This window comes from Streptomyces sp. NPDC056734 (assembly GCF_042790455.1).
GTDB lineage: Bacteria > Actinomycetota > Actinomycetes > Streptomycetales > Streptomycetaceae > Streptomyces.
On record NZ_JBHTZD010000010.1, the window covers coordinates 101,167 to 126,094 of the forward strand.

At 69.6% G+C, this 24,928-nt stretch carries 18 protein-coding genes; 11 read left to right on the top strand and 7 right to left on the bottom strand.

Features of this window, described 5'->3' with window-relative positions; genetic code table 11:
* Positions 1–120: 120 nt before the first annotated feature.
* Entirely contained in the window at positions 121–765 is a 645-nt protein-coding gene (locus ACFRFC_RS17195) for an HNH endonuclease family protein (RefSeq protein WP_382686016.1), read from the bottom strand.
* A gap of 532 nt (positions 766–1,297) precedes the next feature.
* On the opposite strand from ACFRFC_RS17195, the gene ACFRFC_RS17200 reads away from it, so the two are divergent.
* Positions 1,298–1,879 carry a TMEM165/GDT1 family protein gene (locus ACFRFC_RS17200; protein WP_382686019.1) on the top strand — a complete coding sequence of 194 codons (582 nt, stop codon included), beginning with the start codon at positions 1,298–1,300 and terminating at the stop codon, positions 1,877–1,879.
* A gap of 188 nt (positions 1,880–2,067) precedes the next feature.
* Complete coding sequence (locus ACFRFC_RS17205) at positions 2,068–2,733, top strand: HAD-IA family hydrolase (protein ID WP_382686021.1); 666 nt, start codon at positions 2,068–2,070, stop codon at positions 2,731–2,733.
* Positions 2,734–2,957: 224 nt separating this feature from the next.
* Here the strand turns inward: ACFRFC_RS17205 and ACFRFC_RS17210 are convergent, their stop codons facing one another.
* Complete coding sequence (locus ACFRFC_RS17210; RefSeq protein WP_382686024.1) at positions 2,958–3,950, bottom strand: peptidoglycan-binding protein; 993 nt, start codon at positions 3,948–3,950, stop codon at positions 2,958–2,960.
* 189 nt (positions 3,951–4,139) lie between these two features.
* On the opposite strand from ACFRFC_RS17210, the gene ACFRFC_RS17215 reads away from it, so the two are divergent.
* A complete protein-coding gene (locus ACFRFC_RS17215) occupies positions 4,140–6,218 on the top strand; it encodes an MDR family MFS transporter (protein WP_382686026.1) in 2,079 nt (692 codons plus the stop codon).
* 49 nt (positions 6,219–6,267) lie between these two features.
* On the opposite strand, the gene ACFRFC_RS17220 is transcribed toward ACFRFC_RS17215, so the two are convergent.
* Positions 6,268–6,753 carry a DUF1992 domain-containing protein gene (locus ACFRFC_RS17220; protein ID WP_382686028.1) on the bottom strand — a complete coding sequence of 162 codons (486 nt, stop codon included), beginning with the start codon at positions 6,751–6,753 and terminating at the stop codon, positions 6,268–6,270.
* A 158-nt stretch (positions 6,754–6,911) separates the two neighbouring features.
* On the opposite strand from ACFRFC_RS17220, the gene ACFRFC_RS17225 reads away from it, so the two are divergent.
* On the top strand, positions 6,912–7,304 hold the full coding sequence (locus ACFRFC_RS17225) for a hypothetical protein (RefSeq protein WP_382686031.1): 393 nt from the start codon (positions 6,912–6,914) through the stop codon (positions 7,302–7,304).
* 76 nt (positions 7,305–7,380) lie between these two features.
* On the opposite strand, the gene ACFRFC_RS17230 is transcribed toward ACFRFC_RS17225, so the two are convergent.
* Positions 7,381–8,055: an O-methyltransferase gene (locus ACFRFC_RS17230; protein WP_382686438.1), complete on the bottom strand. Its 675-nt coding sequence runs from the start codon at positions 8,053–8,055 to the stop codon at positions 7,381–7,383.
* Between the two features lie 24 nt (positions 8,056–8,079).
* On the opposite strand from ACFRFC_RS17230, the gene ACFRFC_RS17235 reads away from it, so the two are divergent.
* The 5 genes from ACFRFC_RS17235 to ACFRFC_RS17255 all read left to right on the top strand — a co-directional run bounded on the left by ACFRFC_RS17235 (position 8,080) and on the right by ACFRFC_RS17255 (position 21,755).
* Positions 8,080–8,214 (top strand): hypothetical protein, encoded by a 135-nt coding sequence (locus tag ACFRFC_RS17235; protein ID WP_383112628.1) that lies wholly within the window; start codon positions 8,080–8,082, stop codon positions 8,212–8,214.
* A 191-nt stretch (positions 8,215–8,405) separates the two neighbouring features.
* Positions 8,406–10,457 carry a bifunctional glycosyltransferase 87/phosphatase PAP2 family protein gene (locus ACFRFC_RS17240; RefSeq protein ID WP_382686034.1) on the top strand — a complete coding sequence of 684 codons (2,052 nt, stop codon included), beginning with the start codon at positions 8,406–8,408 and terminating at the stop codon, positions 10,455–10,457.
* A 394-nt stretch (positions 10,458–10,851) separates the two neighbouring features.
* Positions 10,852–14,607, top strand: coding sequence for a LamG-like jellyroll fold domain-containing protein (locus tag ACFRFC_RS17245; protein WP_382686037.1), 3,756 nt, complete (start codon positions 10,852–10,854; stop codon positions 14,605–14,607).
* Positions 14,608–14,787: 180 nt separating this feature from the next.
* Positions 14,788–21,297 carry an RHS repeat-associated core domain-containing protein gene (locus ACFRFC_RS17250; RefSeq protein WP_382686040.1) on the top strand — a complete coding sequence of 2,170 codons (6,510 nt, stop codon included), beginning with the start codon at positions 14,788–14,790 and terminating at the stop codon, positions 21,295–21,297.
* Positions 21,298–21,389: 92 nt separating this feature from the next.
* Complete coding sequence (locus ACFRFC_RS17255) at positions 21,390–21,755, top strand: hypothetical protein (RefSeq protein ID WP_382686043.1); 366 nt, start codon at positions 21,390–21,392, stop codon at positions 21,753–21,755.
* 123 nt (positions 21,756–21,878) lie between these two features.
* Here ACFRFC_RS17255 and ACFRFC_RS17260 read toward each other — a convergent pair whose 3' ends face one another.
* On the bottom strand, positions 21,879–22,298 hold the full coding sequence (locus ACFRFC_RS17260; protein WP_382686045.1) for an ATP-binding protein: 420 nt from the start codon (positions 22,296–22,298) through the stop codon (positions 21,879–21,881).
* 95 nt (positions 22,299–22,393) lie between these two features.
* On the opposite strand from ACFRFC_RS17260, the gene ACFRFC_RS17265 reads away from it, so the two are divergent.
* Positions 22,394–23,242, top strand: a complete 849-nt coding sequence (locus ACFRFC_RS17265) for a helix-turn-helix domain-containing protein (protein ID WP_382686048.1) — start codon at positions 22,394–22,396, stop codon at positions 23,240–23,242.
* On the top strand, positions 23,202–23,489 hold the full coding sequence (locus tag ACFRFC_RS17270) for a DUF397 domain-containing protein (RefSeq protein WP_382686050.1): 288 nt from the start codon (positions 23,202–23,204) through the stop codon (positions 23,487–23,489). The genes ACFRFC_RS17265 and ACFRFC_RS17270 overlap by 41 nt, the downstream gene beginning before the upstream one ends.
* A 61-nt stretch (positions 23,490–23,550) precedes the next feature.
* Here the strand turns inward: ACFRFC_RS17270 and ACFRFC_RS17275 are convergent, their stop codons facing one another.
* Both ACFRFC_RS17275 and ACFRFC_RS17280 read right to left on the bottom strand, forming a co-directional pair.
* The gene (locus tag ACFRFC_RS17275; protein WP_382686053.1) at positions 23,551–24,258 is read right to left on the bottom strand and encodes a YoaK family protein; all 708 of its coding nucleotides are present in this window, start codon (positions 24,256–24,258) and stop codon (positions 23,551–23,553) included.
* A 185-nt stretch (positions 24,259–24,443) separates the two neighbouring features.
* Positions 24,444–24,860, bottom strand: a complete 417-nt coding sequence (locus ACFRFC_RS17280; protein WP_382686056.1) for a transglycosylase SLT domain-containing protein — start codon at positions 24,858–24,860, stop codon at positions 24,444–24,446.
* Positions 24,861–24,928: the final 68 nt, after the last annotated feature.

Sequence of the window (24,928 nt, forward strand, 5' to 3'; positions counted from 1 at the left end):
CGGTAGCCCCGTACGGTACGGAACGACGGGCACCCACGGGGAGGTTCCGCGCCGGGAAAACCGGGGGTCCGGTCGGCGGGCGGCGGGCCGGGCCGGGTCAGCGGGACGCCGGGTGGCCGGTCAGCAGGCGCTCAGGTAGCTGGTGAGCGCGGTCTTCTCGGCGGTGTCGACGGACAGGCCGTAGTAGTACTTCACCTGGACCCAGGCGCGGGCGTAGGTGCAGCGGTAGGAGGTGAGGGACGGCATCCAGGTGGCCGGGTCCTGGTCGCCCTTGGACTGGTTGACGTTGTCGGTGACCGCGATGAGCTGCGGGCGGGTGAGGTCGTTGGCGAAGGACTGGCGCTGCGCGGTCGTCCAGCCGCCGGCGCCGGAGTCCCACGCCTCGGCGAGCGGGACGAGGTGGTCGATGTCGACATCGGCGGCGGCGGTCCAGGTGGCGCCGTCGAACGGCGAGTACCAGCTGCCGCTGGTGGCGGCACAGGCGGAGTCCTGGACCACGTTGGTGCCGTCGCGCTTGAGGACGACCTCGCGGGTGTTGCAGGTGCCGGACTGGGTGATCCAGTGCGGGAAGAGGTCCCGGTTGTAGCCGGTGCGGTTCTCGGTGGCCACGGTGAGCGAGGCCAGGTAGGTGCGGGCGGTGGCGGCGCTGACCGGGGTGGGCAGCGCGGCGGCGGCGGTGGGGGCGTTGAACAGCGCCGCGCCGGAGATCAGGGCGGTGGCCGCGGCGATGGTGCTGAGCAGTCGACGCGCGTAGAACCTGGACATGCGAACTCCCTTGGAGCGTGGGGGTGTTGGTGTACGGGCGAGGGAATGCTGTCGGTGCGATGTTGCGAACGGGTGTTCGTCCGGTGAGAAGTTAGTGACGCGCGCATGACACGACAAGATCTAACGTGGGGCTTTTTGGTGCGGAGGGTGTGGGGAGGGGGTGGGCAGGGGGTGGGCAGGGGGTGGGAGGGGGTGTTTCCGGGAGCCGGGCCGGGAACGGGCGGCGTGGGCTTTCTCCGGCGTGGGCCTTCTCACTCGTACGCCGTGCGGGGTGTCGCGTAGCATGGACGGCGCAGAAGGGGAGTAGCTCTTCGCCGGACCGTCGACATACTGCTCAGCCCGTGAGGGCCGAGCCGGCGCCCGGAGGCGGACCCGCCCGGCCGAGCCGGTCGCGGACCGCCAGCGAGACCTTCGGCAAGCAGTGCACGCCTGTGCCGTACGGCGCGGGCGCCGAGTGTGCTGCCGTGCCGAGGTGTCTCGCAAGTGCGTACAGCACTCTCGGTGGGGTGGCCCCCGACCGATTGAGGAACCCTTGATCAGCTTCACTGTGACGGCCGTGGTCTTCGGCGTCATCTTCCTTGCCGAGCTTCCCGACAAGACCGCACTCGCCGGGCTGGTCCTCGGCACCCGTTACAAGGCGTCGTACGTCTTCGCCGGGGTGGCGGCGGCGTTCGCCCTGCATGTGGCACTGGCCGTGGCGGCGGGAAGCGTCCTGACCCTGCTGCCCCAGCAACTGGTGTCAGCCATCACCGGTGTGCTCTTCCTCGCCGGTGCCGCCGTGCTGCTGTGGAAGAAGGGCGACGACGAGGGCGAGGTCCGCAAGCCGGAGGACCAGTCCTTCTGGAAGGTGTCCGGCGCGGGCTTCATGCTCATCCTGGTCGCCGAGTTCGGTGACCTCACCCAGATCATGACGGCGAACCTCGCCGCGCGGTACGACGACCCGCTCTCCGTCGGCCTGGGCGCGGTGCTGGCGCTGTGGGCCGTGGCCGGGCTGGGCATCGTCGGCGGCAAGGCCCTGATGAAGCGGGTGCCGCTGAAGCTGATCACCAAGGTGGCGGCGGCGCTCATGGCCGGGCTGGGCGTGTGGAGCCTGTACGAGGCGGTGACGGCCTGAGGGGGGCGTGCCGGGCCCCTTCCCCACCGATTTCGGGTCCCGCCCGCTGAACGGGAGGTGAAGTCTTCCGGGGGTACTGGCGCGATACCGGACTTATTTTGTATCGTACGGAAACAAAGTGGCTCCGCCTGTTCTCCCTGACCGGCGGGCGGGGCCGCCTTTTCTTGCCGTCCCGCTTGGAGTCGTCGATGCCGGCCACCGTGCCCACCGTGCTCACCGCCCGTGCCCTCCTGCTGGACATGGACGGCACCCTCGTGAACTCCGACGCCGTCGTGGACCGGGTCTGGCGGCGCTGGGCCGACCGGCACGGGCTGGACGGCGACGAGGTGATGAAGATCGTGCACGGACGGCAGGGGTTCGCCTCGATGGCGGTACTGCTGCCGCACCGGCCGATGGAGCAGAACCTCGCGGACAACGCGCGGCTGCTCGCGGAGGAGACGGCGGACCTGGACGGGGTCGTACCGGTGCCCGGGGCGGCCGACTTCATGGCGTCGCTCCGTGAGCTGCCGCACGCCCTGGTGACCTCGGCGGACGTCGCCCTGTCCACCGCCCGGATGGCCGCCGCCGGCCTGCCCCTGCCCGACGTGCGGATCACCGCCGAGTCGGTCGGCGCGAGCAAGCCCGACCCCGAGGGTTTCCTCAAGGGCGCCGCCGAACTGGGCGTGGCCCCGGCGGACTGCGTCGCCTTCGAGGACTCCGGCGCGGGCATCGCCGCCGCGCGGTCGGCCGGCATGCCGGTCATCGGCGTCGGCCCCCGAGCCGCACTGCACACACCGGACGCGGTGGTAGCGGACTTGCGGGCGGTACGGGTGGAGACGGTGGCGGGCGGCTTGCTGAGGGTGCGCGTCGGCTGAGGCGGGGGCCGCGCTGGTGTCGCGGGCGACGGGAACGCCGTCAGGGGGCGGGGAGCACCCTTCCAGCCAGGGCCGCGGGCAACGCCCTAAAGGGGCGCGGGGAACTGCGCGAGCGACCACGACGCACCCGCACCCGAACGACGAGGGGCGCGGGGAACTGCGCGACCAGCCACAACGCACCCGCACCCGAACGACGACGCACCCCACCGCACCCGCAGAAAAACCTACGGCTCAGCCGTCTCCCCCTCCAACGCCACCCGAGTCGCCGAGTCGTACACCCCCCACTCCTCCGCCCGAACCCCCCGCGCCCACTGATACGTACTCACGGCGCTCTCCAGATCCCGGCCGAAACGCCCATCGGTCCGCCCGACGAAGAGGTTCAGTTCCGCGAGTCGCAGCTGGAGTTCCACGACCTCGGGCCCTTCGTCCCCCCGCTCAAGAACCACCCCGCTCCCCCCGCCCCCCTGCCGAGGTTCGCCCTCCGGGCTCGCGGGCGGCGTCGGCGCCGTCGTCGTCCGGCCAGGACCAGCGCTGGGCGTGCCGCTCGCGGACGCCGACGCCGACGCCGTACCGGATGCGGACGGCGACGGCGAAGGGGACGACGACGGGCTCGGGGACGTCGCGGCGGACGGGGAGGCGGACGCCGGCGCCGCCGACTCGGCGACCGCGCCCGGCGTCGCCGACGGGGCCGTCGTCGACGCGTCCGGCACGGCCTCCCGTATGTCGTCCGGCATCGCGGTGTCCCGGGACGGCTTGTCGTACGAGAACAGCCCGCCGGCGAAACCGGCGCCCGCGAGGACCGTGACCACGACCCCGCCCACCGCGATCAGGACCGCCTTGCGGCGCCGGGGCCGGACAGTCTCCCCGCCGGACCCGGCGACCGCGACGGCCGTGGGGGCCGTGAGGGCCGGCCCCGAACGCCCCTCGAACGCCTCCACATGCGCGGGAACCGGCACGGGCGCGGCCACCGCCCGCAAGGTCATCGTCGCGTCCGGGTCCCCCGGAGGGGCCTCGGCAGGGTCCTCGGACCGGGCGCCGTCCAGGTCGATGTACGGGCGGATCCGCAGCGGGTCGAAGTCCTCCGCCGCGGCCTGTTCCGCCGTACGGGCGTCGCGCAGGGCGTCGGACGCCCGGCGGCCACAGGCGCACGACGGGGTGTCGTCCGGCTCGCGGGGCGCGCCGCACTCCGGGCAGCGGTGCCCCTCCGTATCGACCACGTGTTCGCCTCCCTAGTGGACTCCAGGAATTATGCAGATCCCGTGGAGGCCCTTTGGGGCAAGCCCCGATATTGAGGGCGGAGTCTCGTATTCCAAAGGGACTCAACAGGTCATAACCCGTCACACCGACCACGATGGGGAGGACAATGAGTGGGACACGGTGGCGAACGGGAGCCTGGGGAGGTCCGTATGGCCGGGGATGCGCATGGTGTGACCGGCACCGGTAACACACACGACGGCGCTCCGCCGCAGCCGCCCCCCGACGGCGACGGGCAGGTGTCCCGGAGCGTGCTGGTCTCCATCGGCGCGCTGCTGATGGGGATGCTGCTCGCGGCCCTCGACCAGACGATCGTCTCCACCGCGCTGCCCACGATCGTCAGCGATCTCGGCGGACTGGACCATCTGTCCTGGGTGGTCACCGCCTATCTGCTGGCCTCCACGGCCGCGACCCCGCTGTGGGGCAAGCTCGGTGACCAGTTCGGACGCAAGCGGCTCTTCCAGATCGCGATCGTGATCTTCCTGATCGGCTCGGCGCTGTGCGGGGTGGCGCAGAACATGCCCCAGCTGATCGGCTTCCGCGCGTTCCAGGGGCTGGGCGGCGGCGGGCTGATGGTGCTGTCGATGGCGATCGTCGGGGACCTGGTGCCGCCGCGCGAGCGCGGACGCTACCAAGGGCTCTTCGGCGGGGTGTTCGGCGCGGCCAGTGTGCTCGGGCCGCTGCTCGGCGGGCTGTTCACCGAGCATCTGAGCTGGCGCTGGGTCTTCTACATCAATCTGCCGATCGGGATCGTCGCCCTGATCGTGATCGCCACCGTGCTGCATCTGCCGCGCAAGACGCAGCGGCATGTCATCGACTATCTCGGTACGTTCCTGATCGCCACCGTCGCGGTGTGCCTGGTGCTGGTCGCCTCGCTGGGCGGCACGACCTGGGCGTGGGGTTCGCCGCAGATCATCGCCCTGGCGGTGGCCGGGGTGGTGCTCGCGGTGGTGTTCGTGGGGGTCGAGCGGCGGGCCGCCGAGCCCGTACTGCCGCCGAAGCTGTTCCGGATCCGGACCTTCACGCTGGCGGCGGTCATCAGCTTCATCGTGGGCTTCGCGATGTTCGGCGCGATGACCTATCTGCCGACCTTCCTCCAGGTCGTCCAGGGGGTCACGCCGACCATGTCCGGCGTGCACATTCTGCCGATGGTGGTGGGGCTGCTGCTGGCGTCCACCGCCTCCGGGCAGATCGTCAGCCGCACCGGCCGCTGGAAGGTCTTCCCGATCGCGGGCACCGGGATCACCGCGCTGGGCCTGCTGCTTCTGCACCAGCTCGACCTGAACAGCTCGACGGCCCTGATGAGCGCCTACTTCTTCGTCTTCGGCCTCGGCCTCGGCCTGGTCATGCAGGTACTGGTGCTGATCGTGCAGAACGCGGTGGCCTACGAGGATCTGGGCGTCGCCACTTCCGGCGCGACCTTCTTCCGCTCGATCGGCGCGTCCTTCGGCGTCGCGATCTTCGGCAGCATCTTCGCCGGGCGGCTCGCCGACCGGCTCGCCGACGCCTTGCGCGGTACTCCCCTGCCGCCGGGTGTCTCCGTCAGCACCTTGGAGAGCGACCCGGCAGTCCTGGCCGAACTCCCGGCCGCCCTGCGCCCCGCCGCCCTCGACGCCTACGCCTCCTCCATCACGGACGTCTTCCTGTACGCGGCTCCGGTCGCCCTCCTGGGCTTCGTCCTGGCCTGGTTCCTGAAGGAGGACCGGCTGCGGGCCAGCGTGACCGCCCCGGACGCCACCCAGACGCTCGCCAGCAACCCGGTGGAACGCTCGTCCCGCGACGAGGTGTGCCGGGCCCTGTCGGTGCTCGGCACCCGCGAGGGCCGCCGGGAGATCTACCAGGACATCACCGCGCGGGCCGGTTACGACCTGCTGCCCGCCGCCAGCTGGATGCTGCTGCGGATGAAACGGTACGGATCGGTCGAGCCGGGCCGTCTCGCCGAGCGCGGCCCGGTCCCGCTGACCGTCGTCCTGGAGGCGGCCCGCCAGGTCGAGTCCCGCCGCCTCGGCGCCCGCGAGGGGCTGGACCTGAGGCTCACGCCCGAGGGCGAACAGGTCGCCGAGCGCCTGTACGCGGCCCGCGAGTCCTCCCTGACGGACCTCCTGGGCGACTGGTGGGGCCCGGACCGCCCGACCGACCTCGTCCACCTGGTGAAGGAACTCAACGAGGAACTCTGCGGGGCGCGGAGCGAGCAGCCGGGGGAGGAGGGGGAGGGGCGGAGGCTTCAGTGACGAGTGACGAGTGACGGGGGTGACGGGAGGGCTGTGGAGCCGGGCAGGGCTAGGGCCCCTGCTCCTCGGCCCGCTCAGTCCCCTCGGCCTGCTCAGTCCCCCCGGCCCGCTCAGTCCCCCCGGCCCCTTCGGCCCCCTCGGCCCGCTCACGCCGTCGCCGCAGGACGTCTTCCACGTCGTACGGCTTCATGCCGAGGGGCGGGCCGGGCGGCGGGCGGAACATCATCGCGCGGATCTTGGCGTTGACGTCCTCGATGATCTGCCGGGCGCGGAACTCGGACGCGGTGGTCAGGGCGGCGGCGAGGGCGTCCTCCGCCTCCTTGCGCAGGGCGAGGGCCGGCGGCAGCACCGAGAAGCCCTCGCGGGCCATCTTGCGCTTGACCCACCACAGCGCGTCGTACGGCTCCTCGACCTCGCTCGGCAGCGGTTTTCCGGCGCCCGCCAGCCGGGAGAAGTCGCCGCGGGCCTCCGCCTCGCGGATCTGGTGGTCGGTCCAGGACTCGAAGCTGACCCCGGGTGGCTTTCGCTCGGTCATGAACCCCATTGTGCCGGACGCCACCACGCCGGGCGATTTATCATGCGGCGGCGGCAATCAACGGGGCCGCCGCACAAGGCAGTTCCACGGACCGTTCCACGGGCCGTCTCAGGGCTGTTCCACAGGTTTGTCACAGGGATTTCTCAAGGGGAGCGCACGTGCTCGAACTCACCATGGCCGCCGTCTCCGGCGCCGACTCGGGTGCCACGGCCGGTATGCAGATGGCCGACGCGCCCAGCGAGCCGGACGCGGTCCTGCGCGTGGGACGCGACACGTCGGTGTGCCGGCTGGCGCCGCCGGAGGACTGGCTGTTCGTCTCGCGGGTCCACCTGGAGTTCCGGTGCGGGCCCGAGGGCGGCTGGCGGGTGACCTGGCTGCGCGGCTCCCAGGCGGAGCCGTCCTCGGAAGTACGGCTGATCGTCGGGGAGTACGCGCAGCCCCTCGTGTACGGCGGCTCGGTGGCGCTGCCCAGGGGCGGCAGCGGCGAGCTGATCATCCAGGACCGCACGGCGCCGCGCAGCGTCAATGTGGGCTTCTTCCACGAGGCTTGATCGCCCGCGAGCCGCTACGTCGCGGACCGGCTCGGGGACTCGGGGACTCGGGGACTCGGGGACTCGGGGACAGGGTCTAGGCCAGCACCCGGGCCAGCGCGAACCCGTCGTACCCCTTCGCGCCGACCGTCTGGATCGCCGTACCCGTCAGCCTCGGATGCTCGGCGATCATGTCGATCGCGGCGCGGGTGCCCCGTACGTCCTCGGCGGTGGCGGCCGGATCGACGACCCGCCCGTCGCGTACGACGTTGTCGAGCACGATCAGGCTGCCCGCGCGGGTGAGGCGCAGGGCCCATTCCAGGTAGTGCGGGTTGTTCCCCTTGTCGGCGTCGATGAAGACCAGGTCGAAGGGTGGCGGGTTCTCGTCGGCGAGCCGGGGCAGCGAGTCCAGGGCCGGGCCGACCCGTACGTCGACCAGGGCGTCGACGCCCGCGTGGGCGAGGTTGCGGGTGGCGACCTCGGCGTGGCGGGGGTTGTACTCCAGGGTGACCAGCCGGCCGTCGGCCGGGAGGGCGCGGGCCAGCCAGATGGTGCTGTAGCCGCCGAGCGTGCCGACCTCCAGGATCCGGCGGGCGCCCTGGACCTCGGCGAGCAGCTGGAGCAGCTTGCCCTGCGTCGGGGAGACCGCGATGGGCGGGAGCCCGGCTGCCTCACTGTCCCGCAGGACCGCCGTCAGGGCCTCGTCGGCGGGGGCGAGACGGGCGGTGAAGTACTCGTCCACGGTGTCCCAGGTCGTCTGCGACTGGCTCATGCGTGTCCTCTCGTGCAGGTATTCATGCTTCGTCATCGTATGTACCGGATCTACCGGATCTACCGGATCTACCGGATCTATCGGGTCTATCGGGTCTGCCGGATGTTGCTGGCCCGCCGGTTCCTCTCGAACCATGATCTTTCCCGTATCCCGGTGTGAGTCACGTCCCTCCCGCCGAGTTGACCGAACCCCGGCGCCAGTATCGTCATCCGGACAAAAGAAGAGCGGACGACAGGTGAATCGGGGGTAGCCTGCGTCTCTCTCCGGGGGGCGGTGCGCGCCGCACAGGGTGCGTACAGGGAACCCGCGCAAGGGACGCGCGGGGCAGACGGGGCGGGAGGCCGCGAGGCGTGGCGAATGCGGAGCACAGCGGGGGACCGGCGGAGGCGTTCGGGGCGGGTGCCGCCGACGGGGCCAGGGTGCGGCTGCGGATGGCGCGGCTCGGCCTGTGGGTGGTGGCCGCGATCCTCGCCGTGCGGCAGATGGCGGTCGTGCTCGGCACCCCGCGCGGTGAGCGGCTGATCGACCTGGAGACCTGGGTCGGGCCGAACGGCGTGCTGCATGTGGAGGGATCGCTGTACGACACGTCCCGCTTCACCGGGACACCGTTCAGCGGCCTGGTCCTCAAACCGCTCACCCGCGCCGCCGAACAGGCCCTCGGCTGGGGCTGGACCTTCGGCACGCTGCTGCTGGTGGCCGCGCTCGGCCTGGTCGCCGCGCGCGCCCTGCCGCAGCCGGTCGCCCGCCGGGCCTCGCTGTTCGCGGCGCCGGTCGCGATCTGTCTGCTGATGCTGTCGCTGCCGGTGCGCAATGCGTTCTGGCTCGGCCAGACCAGCATCATCCCGGTACTGCTGGTGCTGCTGGGCTGCTTCGTGGTGCGCGGCGAGCGGGCGAGCGGGGCGCTGATCGGTGTGGCGGCGGCCCTCCAGCCGACGGTGCTGCTGTTCGCCCCGCTGCTGTGGTTCACCGGCCGCAAGCGGGCGGCGGCGACCACCGGTCTCACCTTCGCCGGACTGACCGCGCTGGCCTGGGCGGCGATGCCGCACGACTCGTACACCTACTGGGTGCACCACATGGCGGGCACCGGCCTGGGCGGCGCGGCCGACGACCTCGCCAACCAGTCGCTGCACGGCGCGCTGCTGCGCCTCGGCCTCAGCGGCCCGCTGGAGATCGCCCTGTTCCTGACGCTGGGCACGGCCGTCGCCGTCGTCGGCCTGCGCCGGGCGGTGCGCTACGCGCGCGACGGCCAGTTGCTGCTCGCCGTCGCGATCACCGGCTGTGCCGCCATCGCCGTATCGCCCATGACCTGGCAGCACCAGTTGCTGTGGGTGCTGCTGGCGGTGGTGGGCCGGGTGGGCAAGCGGGCGTCGGACCGGTATGTGTGGCCGGTCGCCGTGATCCTGGTGATAAGCCTGCCGGCCAGGATGATGTTCCCGGACATGGCGGTGCTGTACCCGCTGCGGGACAACGTGGTCCTGCTGACCGCCCTGGCGGCGGCGCTCTTCGTCCCCTTCCTGTCCCGCACCTCGCCCTCCTACCAGACCCCGATCCCCACCCAGTACGCGAAGCCGGTCCCGGCCCGTTTCAGCCGGGTCCCGCTGCTGCCGTTCCTCAAGCGGGTCCTCACCCGCCCGAACCTCCTCCTGGAACTGCTGCTCATCCGGGTCACCTACGCGGCGTACCAGCAGGTCAGACTGGCGGCGACCGGCGGTACGATCCAGGGCGGACGCGAGCGCGCGGAGGAACACGGCCGCCAGATCCTCGACCTCGAACGCGTCCTGGGCATCGACATCGAGCGCGCGGTCAACCACGCGGTGGTGAAGATCGACTGGCTGCGCGGCTTCTTCGACTTCTACTACACGTCCTTCCACTTCGCGATGCCGCTGACGGTGCTGGCGCTGCTGTACTGGCGCCGCCCTGTCGACTACCGCTGGGCCCGCTCCACCCTGGGCCTGACGACCCTGCTGGCCCTGATCGGCTTCTGGCTCTACCCCCTGGCCCCGCCCCGTCTGATGCCGGGCTTCGGCATCATCGACACGGTCCACGGCGTCCAGGACTTCTCCCAGCCCGACTACGGCACCCTCACCTCCCTCACCAATCAGTACGCGGCGATGCCCTCCCTGCACTTCGGCTGGTCCCTGTGGTGCGGCCTGGTCGTCGCGATCGTCGCCCCGAAACTGTGGATGAAGGCGGTGGGCCTGCTGCATCCCCTGTTCACCGTCGCCGCGATCGTCGCGACCGGCAATCACTGGGTCCTGGACGCGGTGGGCGGCGCGATGGTGGTGGGCGGCGGGTTCGCCCTCGTGTACGTGTTCCAGGGGCCGCGGGCCCGGACGGTGACGGCTGTCGCGGAGCGGGCGGAGCGGACGCCGGAGTTGGAGAAGGCGGCGCGTAGTCAGTAGGTGGGGGATTGGGGGATGGGGTGGGGTGTGGGGTGGGGGGTCTGGGTGGGAGCGAATGCTTTCAGCCAAACCTGATTCAAACCTAGATATGCGGTATTCATAGCCGTAGCAGAGGTGAATTCATTGAGTTCACCTCTGCTTTGTTTTGTATTCATCTGGTGACGGGTTCGCGGATACCTCGCTGATCTCGATGCGGAATCTCCGCCCGGTGTCAGCACTCCGACCTGCGAGAACCGTTTCCGGCTCCTTCACATAGTCGCTTGTCATGTGCAGTCATTTGATGTTTCCTGTGATCGCTCCAGGGGGCTGGGGATATCTGATGTGGCATGTGAAGAAGGGGTGGGGACCGGTGCGGGCGCATTTCCGAAGACGTGTGTGGTCCGACGGCGGGTTGGTGGTATTGACGGCAGCCGCGTTGCTGCTGGGCCTCACGCCCACGGTGCCGCAGGCCGCCGCGCTGCCCGGGTCGTCCGTCGCCGCCGAGGGCACGGCCGGGCAGAGCGACGAGGCCACCCAGGCGCTGGCGCAGGCCAGTGCGAGTGGTGAGCGGGTCGAGGTGGTGGGGGAGCGGTCCGAGGACACGACCGTGTACGCCAACCCCGACGGGTCGACCTTCACGCTGGAGCAGTCGGTGACCCCGATCCGGGTGGCGACGGCCGACGGGGGCTGGCAGGCGCCGGACGCGACGCTGGAACGCCGGGCGGACGGGACGGTCGCGCCCAGGGCGGCGGCGGTGAGCATGGAGTTCTCCGGCGGCGGTACGGGCGGCCCGCTGGCCCGGATCGAGGAGGACGGCCAGTCCCTCGCCCTGGGCTGGCCGACGGCGCTGCCCGAGCCGCACCTGGACGGCACGACCGCCCTGTACCCGGAGGTGCTCGACGGCGTGGACCTGAAGGTCACCGCCACCGTCGAGGGCTTCCAGCATCTGCTGGTCGTCAAGACGCCGGAGGCCGCCGCGCAGCCGGAGCTGGCGCAGATCGAGTACTCCCTCCAGGCGTCCGAGCTGACTGTCGTCGAGAACAACAGCGGCGGCTACAACGCCGTCGACGCGGATGGGAACTGGGTGTTCCGGGCGCCGCGGGCGCAGATGTGGGACTCGGCGGGATCGGGTGCGGGGGAGCTGCCGGGCCTGGCTGGATCGTCGTCGTGGAGCGCGACGACGGCGGCTGATTCCGGAGGGATCGTGGCGGCCGAGGCCGGGGAGACCGCGACGTCCGACCCCGGCGAGAACGCCGGCGACGCCACCCCCGGCAGTGAGCCGCTGGCCGGTGACACCGTGAAGCCGATGGGGGTGAGCGTCGACCAGGACTCGCTCACCGTCACCCCCGACGCGGACATGCTGACCGCCACCGACCCCGCCCACTTCCCCCTCTACATCGACCCCACCGTGAGCTGGGGCGAGGCGGAACGCACCCTGCTGCGCTCGGACGGCTACGAGTCCTACGGCTGGGGCAACGGCGACGACGACCTGGGCAAGGGCGTCGGCAAGTGCGGCACCTGGAGCGGCTACTACTGCGGCCCCGGCTACACGCAGCGTCTGTACTTCGAGTTCTCCCCGGCGAACCTCAAGGGCAAGAAGGTGCTGGACGCGACCTTCCGGGTCACCGAGCCGTGGGCGTTCCAGTGCGACCCGCGCTGGGTGCAGCTGTACCGGACCGGCAACATCTCCTCGTCCACGACCTGGGCCTCCCGCCCCACCCACCTGGACCTGGTGGGCGACCGCAATGTGTCGGCAGGCCGCGGCTCGTCGTGCGACCCGGACACACCGGCCGCGCCGATCGAGTTCAACGACGACCCGAACGAGTCGTACGAGAACCTCACGGCGACCGTGACGGACTTCGCGGCAGGCAAGATCTCCCGCCTCACCCTGATGCTGAAGGCGAAGGACGAGACGGACGCGTCGGCGTGGAAGCGGTTCCGCAATGACGCGACTCTGGCGGTCACCTACGCGGGGCTGCCCGCCGTACCGACGAGCCCCACGGTCGCGTCCACGTGCGAGACCTCGGCGTCGGATCCGGCGTGGATCTCCGACCCGACGCCGAAGTTCAGCGCCCAGGTGCAGGCGGCCTCCGGCGGGGAGAGCGGGGTGAGCCTGCGGGCCCACTTCTACGTCCAGCGCAAGACCGCCGCCGGCTGGACGGAGGTGGCGACCGAGCCGATCCGCCCGTCCAGCGGTTACGTGGGCGACAACGCGACGGTGACCGTGGACTCACCCGTCACACTCGCCCAGAACACGGCGTACCGGATGGCGGTGTTCAGCCGCTCCTACTACAACAACGGCGCCAGCTCGATCGAGAGCAGCAGCACGGTGACGACCAAGGGCTGGTGCTACTTCACCGTCGACTCGACCCGCCCCAAGGCGCCGACGGTGACCACGCCGACCGCGGCGACCTACGGCCTGTGCCCGGACGAGGGCGACGGCTGCGGTCTGGGCACGGGCGGGCCGGGCGTCGCGGGCCAGTTCACCTTCACCAAGAACTCCGCCGACGCCAACATCACGGCCTTCGAGTACAAGCTGGCCACCGACAAGGTGTGGACGAAGGTGACCGCGACCAGCGCGATCACCCGCTCGATCAAACCGGCGCTCTCGGGAGTGCAGGTGCTGACCGTGCGGGCGGTGGACAGTGTGGGGACGGGGCAGTCGGGCGAATCCACCACGGTCCGTTTCAACGTGGCCGAGGGTGAAGGCCCGGCGGGGCTCTGGCACTTCGACGACGCGGCGCCCGGTTCCGGGGTGACGACAGCGGTCGACAAAGGTACGGCGCCCGGTACTCGTCATGCGCTCACCCTTCACGAGGCCGGAGCCGGATGGTCGTCCCTGGCCCGCAGAGGTGACGCCGACCGTTCGCTGTGGCTGAACGACACGACGAACACCGCCGCACAGACCGGCTACGCGAATTCGACCGGCCCGGTCGTCAACTCCCAGTCCTCCTTCACCGTCTCGGCCTGGGCCTACCCGACCGACGACACGGCATTCCGTACGGTCCTGTCCCAGACCGGCAGCGACAACAAGGGCTTCTCGCTCTACTACTCGCCGGGCGTGGGCCGCTGGGTGTTCCTGATGCACTGGTACGAGAACGGCGTCCGCAAATGGATCGGCGCCAACGCCGACCTCACCCCGGGCATCACCCTCAAGACCTGGACCCACCTCTCCGGTGTCTTCGACGCCGACGCCCAGACCCTGAGCCTGTTCGTGAACGGGCACCGCCAGGGCGACCCGGTCCCGGTGCCCGACGCGGGCGTCCCGACCGTGGTGGACGGGAACTTCCAGGTCGGCCGGGCCGGTGGCTACAACGGGACGTACAACAACTACTGGAAGGGGCGGGTGGATGAGGTCGCTGTCTTCCAGAGCGCCCTCCCGGATGCCCAGGTCGCCGAGACCGCGATGCTGCTGAACGCGGACAAGACCCAGCGGGCCGTGGAACTCGTCGCGGCCTGGCAGCCCCAGGGCAGCACGGGCACCGCCGCCATCTCCGACCCCGTCAGCGGTTATGGCCGCAGCCTGCAACTGAGCGGTGGGGCCTCGGTCGTCGACGACGCGATCGTGCTGGACGGGGTCAATGACGCGGTCACCACGCCGGGACCGGTTGTCGACGACCGGGAGTCCTTCACGGTGACCACCGAGGTCGAACTGGACATGGAGGCCCTGTCCGGAAAACCGGACGGCTATACGGCCCAGGTTCTCGGCCAGCGGACGGTGGACGGATCGGCGTGGGGCCTGTGGTATCAGCGCACCGGCAGCGAGGAGTACATGAATGACGACGGTGAACTGGTGAGTCGTCCAGTCGGGTTCTGGCGCTTCGGCCGGCTCAACGACGACGGTTCGTTCACCGCGGTTGACTCCAGGGAGTCGGCGGCCGTCGGTGAGGTACGGCTGACCGGGGTGTACGACGCACAAGAAGGGGAGGAAGGGGTCATCCGCCTCTACCTGGCCTCCACACAGGACAACGACGACGTCCCCTACACCGCGGTGATCGGGTCCGGGGAACTCGCCGGGGGCAAGGGGTTCGTCGACGGGACCTGGGGCCACTATCTGCCTGGCCGGATCGCGGACATCAGGCTGTGGACCGGTGCCGCCATCGATGGCGATCAGGTCGGAGACATGGTCGGTGTGCCGGAGGACGACGAGACCGACGACGTGTCCGGCTGAGGCACCCGGGTGGCCGGTCCCGGCCCGGGTCGGCCACCCACCTCTTTCCCCGCTTGCTCTTCATCGTCAGCAGATTCATCACCCTGATGGGGGTTCCCGGTGTTCGGAAGACGGATGCCTCGCCGTCGGCGTTGGCATGCTCGCGCTAAATTTGGGCTGATCCTGGCCCTGTCCGCGGCCGTGACCGCGGGTGGTCTCACCCCCGTGGTGCAGGCCGTGGAGCCCTCGGGCGCTCTGGACCCCTTGTGGGAGCGGACGGTCACCGACACCGAACCGGTGACCGGGCTCGGCGCCGCGAAGGAACGGGCCGCCGCAGCCGCCGCGAAGAAGCAGAACGACACCCAGGCCGGAACCGCCACGTCCGAGCAGCAGGCGGACTGGCCGGACGGTGGCAGCGGCACGATCCGCGTCTCCGGCACCGGCAAGGCGAGCCCCACCGCAGTGGGCGGTCTGCCCGTAGCCGTCGCCGCCCCCGAGCGGGCGAAGACACCCGCCGACGGGGACGTACAGATCAAGGTTCTCGGCCATGAGCGCGCCGACGAACTCGGCGTCAAGGGACTGCTGCTCACCGCCCAGGCGGCCGAGGGCGGCACCGGCAGCGCGGATGTCAGCGTGGCGTACGACGACTTCGCCTCCGCGTACGGCGGTGGCTGGTCGGGACGACTGGGCCTGGTCCGGCTGCCGGAGTGCGCCCTGACCACGCCGGAGAAGGCGGAGTGCCGTACCACCACCGAGGTGGCGTCGGACAACGACATCTCCGCGCAGACCGTCACCGGCACGGTGGTGCTCTCCGCGTCCGCCCCGACCGTGCTGGCGCTCGCCGCGACCACCTCGGGGGCGTCCGCCTCCGGCTCCGGCGACTACTCGGGGACCCAGCTGTCCCCCTCGGCCACCTGGGAGGCGGGCGGCTCCTCGGGCGCGTTCACCTGGACGTATCCGATGACGGTCCCGCCGGCGTCCGGCCCGGCTCCGTCGCTGACCCTGTCGTACGACTCCGGGTCGGTCGACGGCAAGACGGCCTCGACGAACAACCAGTCCACGCAGATCGGCGAGGGCTTCGACTCCACGGCCAGCTCCTACATCGAGCGCACCTACGGGGTGTGCGACGAGGACGGGCAGACGGACAAGTTCGACCTGTGCTGGAAGTTCGAGAACGCCAGCATCGTCCTGAACGGCAAGTCCTCCGAACTGGTCAAGGACGACACCACCGGCAAGTGGCGGCTGAAGAACGACGACGCCTCCACGGTCACGCTCACCACCGGCGCCGACAACGGTGACAACAACGGCGAGCACTGGACCGTCACCACGGGCGACGGCACCCGCTATGTCTTCGGCCTCAACAAGCTGACCGGCGCCGACACCCAGCGCACTAACTCCGTCTGGACCGTCCCGGTCTTCGGCGACGACTCCGGTGAGCCGGGCTACGACCAGGGCGGCGCGTTCGCCGACCGCGCGGTGACCCAGGCATGGCGCTGGAACCTCGATTACGTCGAGGACCCGCACGGCAACGCGATGTCGTACTGGTACACCAAGGAGAGCAACTCCTACGCCAAGAACGACGCGAGCACCGCCACCGCCTCCTACACCCGGGGCGGCTACCTCACCGAGATCCGCTACGGGCAGCGCGCCGCCACCCAGTTCACCGGCGTGACCTCCGGCAAGGTGACCTTCACCTACGCCGAACGCTGCACCGCCGCCGACTGCGCCGAACTGACCGACGCCACCGCCACGAACTGGCCCGACGTCCCCTTCGACTCGATCTGTGCCACGGGCGCCGACTGCGACGCCACCGGCCCGACCTTCTTCACACGCAAGCGGCTGACCAAGGTCGACACGTCCGTCTGGTCCGCCGCCACCAGCACGTTCACACCGGTCGACACCTGGGAGCTGACCCAGCAGTACCTGGACGGCGGGGACATCGGTGACTCCACCGACCAGACCCTGACGCTCAAGAGCCTGAAGCGCACCGGCAAGAACGGCACGGCGATCAGCCTGAACCCGGTCACCTTCACCTACGACATGCGCCCCAACCGGGTGGACGCCCCGCTCGACAACATCCTGCCGCTGACCAAGCCGCGCATCCGCACGGTCACCTCGGAGACCGGCGCCATCACCGATGTGACCTTCTCCGGCCAGGAGTGCGTCCGGGGCACCAACATGCCCACCGCGCCCGATGACAACACCAAGTCCTGCTACGCCCAGTACTGGCACATCAACGGCGCGGAGGAAGCCGGTCTCGACTGGTTCCACAAGTACCGGGTCACGGACGTGGTCACCAGCGACCCCACCGGCCACCAGGCGACCATGGAGAGTCACTACGCCTACGCCGACCCGGCCTGGCACTACAACGACTCGCCCTTCACCCCGGCCGACGAACGCACCTGGTCGATCTGGCGCGGCTACCGCACCGTCACCGCCACCCAGGGCACCGGCACCAGCCTCTCCAAGCAGACCTCGGTCTACCTCCAGGGCATGAACGGCGACCGGCTGCTGGACGCGAACGGCGACCTGGAGCCCACCGCCCGGCGCACCGCGACCGTGCCGGGTGTGGACTTCACCGGCTTGAACGTGCCCGACCAGACGGACAGCGAGCAGTTCGCGGGCTTCCTGCGCCAGCAGATCACGTACAACGGCTCCACCCCCATCGCCGTCACCGTCAATGACCCGTGGTCGCAGAAGACGGCAACTCAGCACAAGTCGTACGCGGACACCGAGGCGTACTACATCCGCACGGCCAAGAGCACCGCGCACACGTATCTGACGACCCCACAGTCCTGGCGCTCGACGAGCACCGCCACCATGTACGACGACTACGGCATGGCGGTGAAGACCGACAACGCGGGGGACACCGCCAAGACCGGCGACGAGACCTGCACCCGCACCTGGTACGCGCGCAACGACAGCCTCGGCATCAACGCCCTCACCTCACGGGTGCGGACGGTGGGCCGGGCCTGCTCGGTCGCCGAGGCGGACCTGTCGCTCCCCGCGAACACGACGAGCCCCGGTGATGTGGTCGCGGACACCGCGACGGTGTACGACAGCGCCACCGCCACGGCATGGACCGCGACCCAGACCCCCACCAAGGGCCTTGCCACCTGGACCGGCCGCGCCTCGGCCTATCCGGCGACGGCCTCCGGCGGCGAGCGCGCTCCGACGGTCTGGCAGACCACCAGCAAGATCACATACGACGCGCTCGGCCGGCCTCTCTCGACCACGGACGCGGCGAACAACTCGACCACCCTCACGTACGTCCCGGCCGACACCGGCCCGCTCACCCGTGTCCAGACCAAGGACGCCAAGCTGTACAGCACGTACGACTACCTCGACCCGGCACGCGGTCAGACGACGAAGACCTTCGACCCGAACAACCGGGTCACCGAGTCGGTCTACGACGCCCTGGGCCGTACGACGGGCGTGTGGCTGCCCAACCGCATCCGCACCGGAGGCCAGTCCGCGAACTACGTCTTCGACTACTCCGTTTCCAGCACGGCCCCGTCCTGGACCTCCACGGGCACGCTCAAGGGCGACGGCACCACGTATCGCACCTCGTACATGGTCTACGACTCGCTCCTGCGCACCATCCAGACCCAGGAGCCGGGTGCCACCAGCGGCCGGATCCTCACCGAGACGCGGTACGACAGCCGGGGTCTGGCCTACGAGGTGTACGCGGACATCTTCGACACGGCTGCCCCCTCGGGGACGTTCACACAGGCCGAGTACGGCGAGGCGCCCAGTCTGACCACGACCGGCTTCGACGCCGCCGGGCGCCCGACGACGTCGGCGTTCCTGGTGGGCGGCGTGCAGCAGTGGCAGACCACGACCACGTACACCGGTGACTCCACCGCGACCACCGGGGTCACGGGCGGCTCGGCGAGCCGTACGATCGTCGACGCCCTCGGCCGTACGACGGAGACCCGCCAGTACGCGAGCACCTCATCGGCGGACCCCGACTACGGCAGCGGTGTGGGCTCGTCCTACTCAGGGACCCGGTTCACCTACACGCCCGACGGCAAGCAGAAGACGATCACCGGCCCGGACGGCGCGGTCTGGTCGTACGGGTACGACCTGTACGGCCGTGAGACCTCGGCGGCCGACCCGGACAAGGGCACGACGACCACCGGATACACGGCACTCGACCAGGTGTCCTGGGTGAAGGGTTCCACCGGCCAGGCCGTGATCTCGGCCTACGACGTGCTCGGCCGGGTCACCGACACCTGGAAGTCGCAGGTGAACGCGGACCTGACGAACGCCACCACGCTCGCGGCGCAGAAGACGGACGCCAACAAGCTCACGAACGCCACCTACGACACCGTGACCTCGGGCAAGGGCAAGGCCGCCGCGTCCACGCGGTATGTCGGGGGAGCGGGGACCGGAGGCAAGGCGTACACCGAGTCGGTCACGGCGTACGACAGCCGGTACAACGTCACGGGGTCGAGGATCACTCTGCCGTCCGATGACGCGCTGGTCACGTCGGGCGCGCTGGCCTCCGGCACGCTGAACTTCACGGCGGCCTATCGCACGGACGGCACGCTGGAGCAGACCACCGAGCCCGCCGCGGCCGGCCTCGCTTCGGAGATCATCGAGTTCGACTACACCCCGCAGGGGCTGCCGGAGACCCTCACCGGCGGCGGCAAGGGCATCGTCCTGGGCACCACCTACACGGACCTCGGTCAGGTCTCGACCCTCAAGTTCGGCGTCTCCCCGGCGACCGGCACGAACAAGGTCGACGTGGCCCACGGCTACGAGGACGGCACCAATCGCCTGCTCCAGACCCAGGTCCACGCGACGACGCACGCGTACGACGCGCTGAACCTGCACTACACCTACGACGACGCCGGCAACGTCACGAAGATCTCCGACACGACGACGCTCGCCGGCACCGGCGCGGCCGACAACCAGTGCTTCTCCTACGACGGCTACCAGCGCCTGACCGAGGCGTGGACACCGGCGGACGGAAACTGCGCGGCGAGCCGTACGACGGCGAGCCTGGGCGGCGCGGCCCCGTACTGGACCAGCTACACGTACAACACGGCGGGCCAGCGCGCGACGGAGACCCAGCACACGACGGCCGCCACGACGACTACGAACTACTGCTACAAGGGCGGGACGACCCAGCCCCACACCCTCCTGACCACGACAACCGGCTCCTGCACGGGCGCGACGCCGAAGTACACGTACGACGCTGCGGGCAACACGACGAAGCGCCCCGACGGCACGACCACGCAAGACCTGGTCTGGGACGCCGAGGGCGAACTCTCCCGCCTCACCGAGAACCCCACCGGCACGTCCCGCGCCACGGACTACATCTACGGCGCGGGCGGCGAACTCCTCATCCGCCGCAGCACGGCGACGGACGGCGAGACGGTCCTCTACCTGGGCGCGACCGAGGTCCACATCAAGTCAGGCCAGAAGTGGGCCAACCGCTACTACAGCTACGGCGGCTCGACCGTCGCCCTGCGCAGCAACGAGTCCGGCACGGAGGAGATCAGCTACCTCACCGGCGACAGCCACAACACCAGCACGACGGCGATCACCTCGGACGACCAGGCCCTGACGAAGCGGTACTTGACGCCGTTCGGCGCGAGCCGAGGCACGGGGGCGTCGGCTTGGCCGGACGACAAGGGGTTCCTGGGCAAGCCGGCGGATACGGACACGGGTCTGACCTCCATAGGCGCCCGCGAGTACGACCCGCTGATCGGCCAGTTCATCAGCGTGGATCCGCTGTTGCAGGTGGACATCCCGCAGACGCTGAACGGTTACAGCTATGGTGCGCAGAATCCGGTGAGTCATGCGGACCCCAGTGGCATGGGTCTGCTCTGTGGTGTCGCCGGGGAACCGGGCTGCGGAACCCGCCCCGACGGAACCACGGGCAACGGCCGGCCTATGGAATTGGTGAAGCCCGGGGATACGTGTGTTGCGCCTTGCGGAACAGCAAGTGCGGTGAGCGCATCAAAGGGGACACCGACATGTGGTGTTGTTCCCCTCGCCCCGTGTGGCCCCAGCGCAGGCGGCCCTCTGGTGGGACCTGCGCCGACGCAGCTCCCGTATATCCCGCCGGGCATCGCGCACCCGGACTACTTGTCGCTTCGCGAATGCAGCGCAATGCCTGCCTTGACCAAGTGCAATCCTGAGGATGCTGTCCTGGGTGGAGGGGGCGACGACATCCGCATGATTGGCCTGAAGTGGAGCCTTGGACTTCTCGAAGGGTCCGGCACCTATGGCGAGGACAGCCGTGTCGCCCAGCAGGCCGCTGCGACTGATATCACAGCGGAGCATCGACGGGTCATCAAGAGCGCGTGGCTCAATGGTGAAACCGAGGGAATATTGCAGTCGTACTCAATTGGCGGGAAAAGTTCGGAGGGCAAGGTCGGGCAGTTCCTGGCCGACATGTGGTCGATGGCTACCGGCGACGAGAACGCGGCCTTGGGAGTGCTTGGTTCGTACACCGCCCGCTATAAGATCCTTCGCGCCAATTCCAACGGCGTTCAGGCAAGTATCACCATCGAGAATAATATGACGATGTCGTCGTTTGCGCACATCGCGACAGGCTATGGTACTACCGCCGACCGCATGGTCCAGAGATATGATCATGATGGCATCGTTGCGAGCAGGCCATTCACCTCGGGGTCTGCAATGCGGTCGCATCACATGTCCATTACCTTCCGGGTGATGATTCCCAGCTGGGGGTAGAAGGATTGAACGTAAACCGACAACAGGCCGACCTGGCACGCCCTGGCATCAGGCCCTGGGCTGCCGTACGGCGAGCGTTGCTGGTGCCGCTAGTGGGCCTGCTGATGTCCGCCTGCTATGTCTCCACGGACTACGACCGCTATCCGGAAGGCAAGTTGGTTGCGGACGCGGAGCTGGTACGCGAGTGGACGGGTGAGGGGGCGGAGCTGTCGTTGAGGGGTGACGCCACTTTCTCGGCCTCCGCGCTTCTCCTGGAGTATTTCAGCTGCTCCTCAAGCGGAGTTCAGAGGAAATCAGGTCAGGGTACGTGGGACACGATTGAAGATCGCGGGGTCACCTCGGTGTTGATTCGCTTCGGCGACGGTTGCTCCGCCTCAATGTGGACCGGCATGTCAGAGGGGAAGACAGTACTTTGGGCCACGCAAGCGGGTGAGAGTGAACTGCTGATCCTCCGCTGAGATTGGACGCTGTGTGGCCGTTGTCGAGGGAGGCGGCGCGCGCGGGCTACGGGGCCGGAGATGTCTGGCTCACATCCGATGTCCCTGGACTCGTTTGTGAACTGACCCTTCTCGCTCCGCAGCTCAGACCTTCGCCTCCTCGCCAGACATCTTCATTCCGCACTCGAACCACACCGTCTTCCCACCCCCCGCCCGCACATCCACACCCCACTTGTCCGCCACCGCCTCCAGCAGTAGCAGCCCCCGGCCGTTCTCCGACACCATCGACAACTGAGGTGAGGGGGTGGGCAGCTCATCGGACGTGTCCGTGACCTCCACCCTCGCGCCCCCGTCCTGGCGCAGAAGCCGCACGGTGCACTTGCGGTCCGGAACATGGCGTACGACATTGGCGATCAGCTCCGTCGTGCCCAGCTCCACCGCCTCGGTCAGCTCGGGCACACCCCACTCCCTGAGCAAGGTGCGGGCGATGCGGCGCACGTGGCGGGCGGAGTGCTCGGCGACGGTGAGGCTCATGCGGTACTGGTGGGGGAAGTGTCCGTTCACATCACCAGGGTGGCCGCGTCTCGCTACGCTGGCTACGGTCCGGATTCAACCCGTCACGGTGTGGTGCGGGTTGTTGCGTGAGAGGGGTCCCCCGCGTGACTCATATCAACGTCCTTGATCCCGGCGCTTCGCCGCTCGACTACTACGGCTTCGAGTTACGGCGGCTTCGTGAGGCGGCGGGGCTCACCCAGAAGCAGCTCGGGGAGATCGTCAACTACACCGGTTCGCTGGTGGGGCAGATCGAGACCGCGCGCAAGTTGCCGACGGCGGAGTTCAGCGAGCGGGTGGACGCGGCGCTCGGGACCGGGGGATCGCTGTCCCGGTTGCTGGTGCTGGTCATGCGCAGTCAACTTCCGGCCTGGTTTCAGGAAGTGGCGGAACTGGAAGCGCGGGCCGTCGGTATCTTCACCTTTCAGACCCACATGGTGCATGGTCTGTTGCAGACCCCCGCGTATGTCCGTGCCGTGCTCGGACTGCTCGACGAAACCGACCTCGACGACCGCACCGCCGTCCGGCTCGCCCGCCAGCGCATCTTCGAGAAGGGTGATCCACCGGTCTTCTGGGCGATCCTCGGCGAGGCGGCCCTGTATCAGCAGATCGGCTCGCGGGAGATCATGCGCGAGCAACTGGCCCATCTGTTGGCCTTCGAGCACAATCCTCGGATCAATGTGCAGGTGTTGCCGTTCTCGGCGGGCGCGCATGCGGGTTTGCAAGGCTCATTCACCCTCTACCGCTTCGAGCGGGACCCGGACATCGTCTATACCGAGGGCTACGGGAGTGGGCATCCCACCGCCAACCCGGACACGGTCAAGGACTGCTCGCTCCGTTACGATCATCTACAGGCCGCCGCCCTCTCTCTCAGGGATTCGGCGGAGTTGATCCGGCGCGTGATGGAGGAGCGTTATGGGGAGCAACGTGATCCTGACGGGGGCGCGGTGGCGTAAGTCCAGCTACAGCGGCGATCAGGGCGGCAACTGCGTGGAGTGCGCGCCGTTTGGGCCGCTCGCCTGGCGCAAGTCGACCTACAGCGGCGACCAGGGCGGCGAGTGCGTCGAAGTAGCCGAAACCCCCTGCCCCACCCCCACCATCGCCCTACGCGACTCCAAGAACCCGGCGGGACCGACCCTCACCCTCGATCCCGCCGTCTTCTCCACCTTCGTCAACTGGACGGCGACCAAAGCCGCTGGATAAGGGTCCCGGTGGCCAGGCCGCCCCCAGCGCACATCGTCACCGGCACGGATTCCCTGTCGGCTCAGTCCCGCCCCGACGACACCACCGCCAGCAGCCCCGCCAACACCGCCACCACCAGCAGCGGTACGCCCGGGCCGTGTGCCAGGACCAGCCAGGCGCCCAGGAGGGCGCCGCAGAACAGGGCGATCACGGCTGCCGTGCGGAGGATGCCGTGGTCGCCGGTGCCGCCGCCCAAGGGGGATTCGGAGACCAGGGCGGTCAGCGTGGTGGTCACCACTGTCGTGGTCGAGATACCGGGGACCCCCAGTTTGCGGACCGTCGCGTTGCGCATGCCCATGGCCAGGGCGGTGAGCGCGAGCAGGATGAAGGGGCGGGCCTCGTTGTCGGGGACGGTGAAGGCCACGATCGCCGCGGCAAGGAGCAACGCCGCCTCGATGGCCAGTGACGTACGGGACCAGGCGCCGCGCGAGTGCGTGGCCAGCAGGCCCGCCAGGCGGCCGCCGCCGACGGCGCCCGCCAGGAAGAGGCCGATCGAGGTGAGGGTGTGGGTGACGGAGAAGCCCTCCGCTCCGGCGGTGGCGAAGCCCAGCACCACCACATTGCCGGTCATGTTGGCGGTGAAGACATGGTTCAGACCCAGGTAGCTCACCGCGTCGACGATTCCGCTGCTCATGGTCAGCAGGAGCAGGACGTACGTCAGGCGCAGGCGGTTGCCCTCCCGCCGGTCGGTCGACTCTGCTGGCTCGGGTGACTCCGTCTCGGCGGTCATCCGCTCAGTTGACCATGGGGGCGGATGGCTCGCCGGGTCTCCGTACGCCAAAGGCGGCGGCCCCTGTCAGAGGGGGCCGCCGCCCAAGGGTCGGTCGGTGAAGACCGATCGGGTCGGTCAGCGGTGACCGACCAGGTCGGTCAGCGGTGACCGGTCGTGCCGGTCGGTGACCGGTCGGGTTCGGCTCAGTACCAGCCGTTCGCCTGCCAGAAGTCCCACGCGCCGAGCGGGCTGCCGTAGCGGGCGTCCATGTAGTTCAGGCCCCACTCGATCTGGGTGGCGGGGTTGGTCTTCCAGTCCGCGCCCGCCGACGCCATCTTCGACGCGGGCAGCGCCTGGACCAGGCCGTAGGCGCCGGAGGAGGGGTTGGTGGCGGTGACGTTCCAGCCGCTTTCCTTGCTGACGATGTTCGAGAAGGCGTTGTAGTGCGCGGCGTTCGGGATCATCTGCTTCGCGATGGCCTGTGCCGACGCGGCGGACGCGGTGGGCGCGGCCTGGGCCGGAGCGGCGGTCAGGGCCATGCCCGCGGTGGCGGCGGCCACGACGGCGACGGTGAGGGCCTTCTTGGGGGACGCGATGCGACGGATGAGCGAGGCGGACACAGTGAACCTTTTCTTCGGGGACGGGGGGTCGCGGCCCGCCGTCCGTCACGCGGTACGCGGCGGGGGCA

Bases quoted from the DNA above. Each gene is read 5' to 3' on its own strand.
- ACFRFC_RS17235 (WP_383112628.1), top strand. From the start codon at position 8,080: ATGCTTCGTCATCGTATGTACCGGATCTACCGGATCTACCGGATCTAC.
- ACFRFC_RS17195 (WP_382686016.1), bottom strand. From the start codon at position 765: ATGTCCAGGTTCTACGCGCGTCGACTGCTCAGCACCATCGCCGCGGCC.
- ACFRFC_RS17220 (WP_382686028.1), bottom strand. From the start codon at position 6,753: ATGACCGAGCGAAAGCCACCCGGGGTCAGCTTCGAGTCCTGGACCGAC.
- ACFRFC_RS17205 (WP_382686021.1), top strand. From the start codon at position 2,068: ATGCCGGCCACCGTGCCCACCGTGCTCACCGCCCGTGCCCTCCTGCTG.
- ACFRFC_RS17215 (WP_382686026.1), top strand. From the start codon at position 4,140: ATGGCCGGGGATGCGCATGGTGTGACCGGCACCGGTAACACACACGAC.
- ACFRFC_RS17270 (WP_382686050.1), top strand. From the start codon at position 23,202: ATGGGGAGCAACGTGATCCTGACGGGGGCGCGGTGGCGTAAGTCCAGC.
- ACFRFC_RS17230 (WP_382686438.1), bottom strand. From the start codon at position 8,055: ATGAGCCAGTCGCAGACGACCTGGGACACCGTGGACGAGTACTTCACC.
- ACFRFC_RS17275 (WP_382686053.1), bottom strand. From the start codon at position 24,258: ATGACCGCCGAGACGGAGTCACCCGAGCCAGCAGAGTCGACCGACCGG.